General features: G+C 77.7%; 3 protein-coding genes and 2 pseudogenes. 4 read left to right on the top strand and 1 reads right to left on the bottom strand.

Going from position 1 to position 3,329, the window contains the following annotated elements:
- Positions 1-888 (top strand): annotated as a pseudogene (locus PYV61_RS22875) (hypothetical protein); the annotation flags it as partial.
- A gap of 1 nt (position 889) precedes the next feature.
- On the opposite strand, the gene PYV61_RS22870 reads toward PYV61_RS22875, so the two are convergent.
- Complete coding sequence (locus PYV61_RS22870; RefSeq protein ID WP_275836041.1) at positions 890-1,561, bottom strand: hypothetical protein; 672 nt, start codon at positions 1,559-1,561, stop codon at positions 890-892.
- A gap of 156 nt (positions 1,562-1,717) precedes the next feature.
- Here PYV61_RS22870 and PYV61_RS22865 point away from each other — a divergent pair, with 156 nt between their 5' ends.
- From PYV61_RS22865 to PYV61_RS22855, 3 genes and pseudogenes are all read left to right on the top strand, one after another.
- Entirely contained in the window at positions 1,718-2,263 is a 546-nt protein-coding gene (locus PYV61_RS22865) for a TetR/AcrR family transcriptional regulator (RefSeq protein ID WP_275836039.1), read from the top strand.
- A gap of 183 nt (positions 2,264-2,446) precedes the next feature.
- A complete protein-coding gene (locus PYV61_RS22860; protein WP_275836037.1) occupies positions 2,447-2,983 on the top strand; it encodes a Uma2 family endonuclease in 537 nt (178 codons plus the stop codon).
- Positions 2,984-3,016: 33 nt separating this feature from the next.
- A pseudogene (locus tag PYV61_RS22855) lies at positions 3,017-3,329 on the top strand (hypothetical protein); the annotation flags it as partial.

Here is a 3,329-nt window from a genome sequence, read left to right as displayed (position 1 = left end):
CTTCCTAAGACCGCTTGGCCTCCGACTTCGCTGCGCGTCGTGCGCGCCGACGGGACCGCGCTCGGCGCCGACGCGCGGGCGCTCGGCGACCGCGCCGTCGGGCGCCGCGACCTGCTCCTTCCCGAGGCGGCGGGCGCCGCGCCCGGCGACGGCCGCCGCGTCGAGGGGCGCGCGCTGGCGGCGGCGGGGGCGCCGGCCGCGGGGGTGCGCGTGCGCGTCGGGGCCGCCGACTCGTCGACCGCCCCGGGCGTGCTCTCGCCGCCGACCGACAGCGCGGGGTGGTTCGCCGTCGAGCTGACCGCCGCGGACCTTCCGGCCGCCGGCGCGGGCGCCGCGCTCGTGGCGCGCGCCCTGGGCTTCGCGCCCGTGGCCATCCCCGCCGACTCCGCCGCGGGGGCGCTGGCGATGACGCTGCGCGCGCTCGCCGCGGGCGACGGGGCCGCCGACGTGCGCACGACCGACGGGCGGCGCCTCGATCCGGTGCGCGTCACCGCGCGCGGCGCGACCGCGAGCATGCTCGCCGGCTTCGAGCGCCGCCGGCGCTCGCAGCTCGGGTCGTACGTCACGCGCGAGCAGATCGACCGGCGCCGCGCCATCGGGACCGCCGAGCTGTTCGGGCTGATCCCCGGGGTGTTCGTCAGCCTGCGCGGACACGTGACGATGGCGCGCGGCGGCGTCGGGCCGCTGCTCGGCGATTGCCTGCCCGACTTCTACGTCGACGGCGCGAAGATCTTCGTCGGCGACGCGCCGATCGACGAGGTGCTGCTGCCGCAGGAGGTGCAGGGCATCGAGGTGTACCGCGGCGTCGGCCAGACGCCCCCCGAGTTCTCGAGCGCCAAGGGCGGGTGCGGGGTCGTGCTGCTCTGGACGCGGCGCGGCGGGACGTGAGTCAGGGCGCGCCGGCGGGGCGCCGCAGCGCGCGCCCCGCCAGCACGAACCATACGGCCTGCCCGAGCACCACCGCGCCGTACCCGTGCACGCCCAGCGACAGCCGCCCGGCGAGCAGCACGAGCAGCGTCGTCGCACCGACCGCGATCCCCGTCCACGCCGCGCCGGCGGGGAGCCGCCGCGACCGCAGCGCCGACGCCGACCAGCACAGGATCGCCGCGGAGCCCATCCCGACGAGCACGCGCGCGCTGGCCTGGTTGAGCAGCCCGCTGTAGCGCACCAGCAGCAGCGTCGCCTCGCGCGCCGCGCCGGTCTCCGCCTGCGCCCGCGCGAGCTGCGACGTCGAGAGGAAGCCGCTCGCCATCCCGGCGATCATGCCGGCCAGCAGCCCGACCGCGTGGCAGCACAGCGCCAGCTCGGCGAGCGCGCCGCGCAGCCGCCGCGTCAGCGCCACCCCGCCGAGCAGGAGGAGCGGGACCGCGGCCAGCGCGAGCGCGTGCACCCCCGCGCTCAGCCGCGCCGCCGTCCCCGAGGCGTCGCGCAGGATCGCGTGCCCCGTGGGGTGGAACGCCATCGTCGTCAGCAGCATCGCGGTGCCCGCGAACAGCGCCGCGCCGCCGGCCCGCCCGTCCCACCTGCCGTCCTGCGTGTCGTCGTACGCCTGGCCGTGCATTGACCCTCCGCGGTGGTGGTGCCATGCTCTCCGTCGGCACCATGACGCCCCGCCGGCGGGCGCGACACCTCCCACGCGACGATGCCGAACGGACCCCGCCCGAGTGTTCGGAAACGCGCCGCCCGAGCGCCCGGCCGCGCCCCCGACCGCCGCGTCGTGCGCACCCAGCGCGCGCTCGGCGAGGCGCTGGTCGAGCTGATGCTCGCGCACGCGTGGGCCGACATCTCGGTGCAGCAGGTGCTCGACCGCGCGCGGGTGGGGCGCGCGACCTTCTACGCGCACTTCCGCGGCAAGGACGACCTGCTGCTCAGCGACGCCGAGCGGTTCTGGGGGATGATGGAGGCGCACTTCCTCCGCGTCGCGCCGGGGACGACGCGCGTGGCGCCGGTCGCCGAGCTGTTCGCGCACGTCGCCGACTTCGCGCGCTTCACCGACGCGCTGGCGCGCGCCGGGCTGCAGGGGACGGTGTACGACCTGCTCGCGGGGCACATCGCGCGGCTCATCGAGCGCCGCCTCGCCGAGCTGCGCCCCGACGCCGAGCGGGCGTCGCTGCCGCGGGCCGGGATGGCGCGCGTGTTCGCGGCCGCGCTGCTGGAGATGCTGCGCTGGTGGACCGAGCGCCCCGACCGCCCGTCGCCGCGCGAGATGGACCACCGGTTCCACGAGCTGGTGTGGGGCGGGGTGGCGCGCGTCGCCCCCTGACGGAGCCACGACGTCCCGCCGCGCTTGACTCGGCGCGCGCGCCGAGCGTACGCTCGGCGGCGGGGCACGCGTCGGATCGGCACGCGTCGCGTCGCCCCGGAGCGGAGTGCGACGGGCGGCGACGCCATCGTCGCGCATGTCCGACCGCCGTCCGCACCCTCCACGTGCCGCCCGCGCATGCCCATGGCGACCGCAGTCAAGCGCTGGACGCTCGAGGAGGTGCACTCCCTCCCCGACGACGGCAACAAGTACGAGCTCGTGCACGGGGAGCTGTGGGTGACGCCCGCACCCACCAACCAGCACGAGACGATCGCGGCGCGGCTCGGACACGCACTCGTGCCGTACGTCGAGGCGGAGGGGCTGGGGCTCGTCTACCGCCCGCGCGCCGTCTTCCGTATCGGCCAGGTGGTCGAGGTCGAGCCCGACCTCATGGTCCGGCAGCCGCACCCCGATCCGCGCGCTGCGTGGGAGACCGCGCCGCGCCCGAGCCTCGTCGTCGAGGTGCTGTCACCGAGCACGCGACGGCGCGACCTGGAGCGCAAGCGCGCGCTCTACGTCGACGAGGCCGGGATCCCGACGTACTGGGTCGTCGACGGCGAGACGCGGTCCATCATCGTCTTCACCCCCGGCGCGACCCGCGAGACCGCCGACCGCCTCGTGTGGCAGCCCGACGGCGCGCGGGAGCCGCTGACGCTCGACGTGCCGGCGCTGTTCGACTGACGGGCGGGGTGGCGCGCGTCGCCCCGTGAGCGCATGGTCCCGCGCATGGTCCCGCCCACGCGCCGCCTCCTCCTCGCCGCCCTCCTCGCCGCCGCCCCGCTGGGGGCGCAGGCGCCCGACTGGGGCGCCCGCTTCCGCGCCCTCGCCGCCCGCCCCGCCGCGGCGGACGCCGAGCGGCTGAAGCAGGTGCTGGCGCTCGACTGGGAGTACCGCAACGTCGAGCACCCCGAGTTCGCCACCGGCACCGGGTGGCCCGGCCAGAACGCGCGCTGGACCGACCGCTCGCCGGCCGCCCTGCGCCGCCGCGCCGCCGTGCTGCGCGATCGCGCCGCCGCCGTGCGCGCGG

The organism is Roseisolibacter sp. H3M3-2, from assembly GCF_029211165.1.
Classification (GTDB): domain Bacteria; phylum Gemmatimonadota; class Gemmatimonadetes; order Gemmatimonadales; family Gemmatimonadaceae; genus Roseisolibacter.
Note: the sequence above shows the minus strand (reverse complement) of the source record. Positions and strands in the feature narration are given on the sequence as shown.

What these genes read in the sequence shown, in the direction of transcription:
- PYV61_RS22870 (WP_275836041.1), bottom strand. Translation starts at nt 1,561, where the DNA reads ATGCACGGCCAGGCGTACGACGACACGCAGGACGGCAGGTGGGACGGG.
- PYV61_RS22860 (WP_275836037.1), top strand. Translation starts at nt 2,447, where the DNA reads ATGGCGACCGCAGTCAAGCGCTGGACGCTCGAGGAGGTGCACTCCCTC.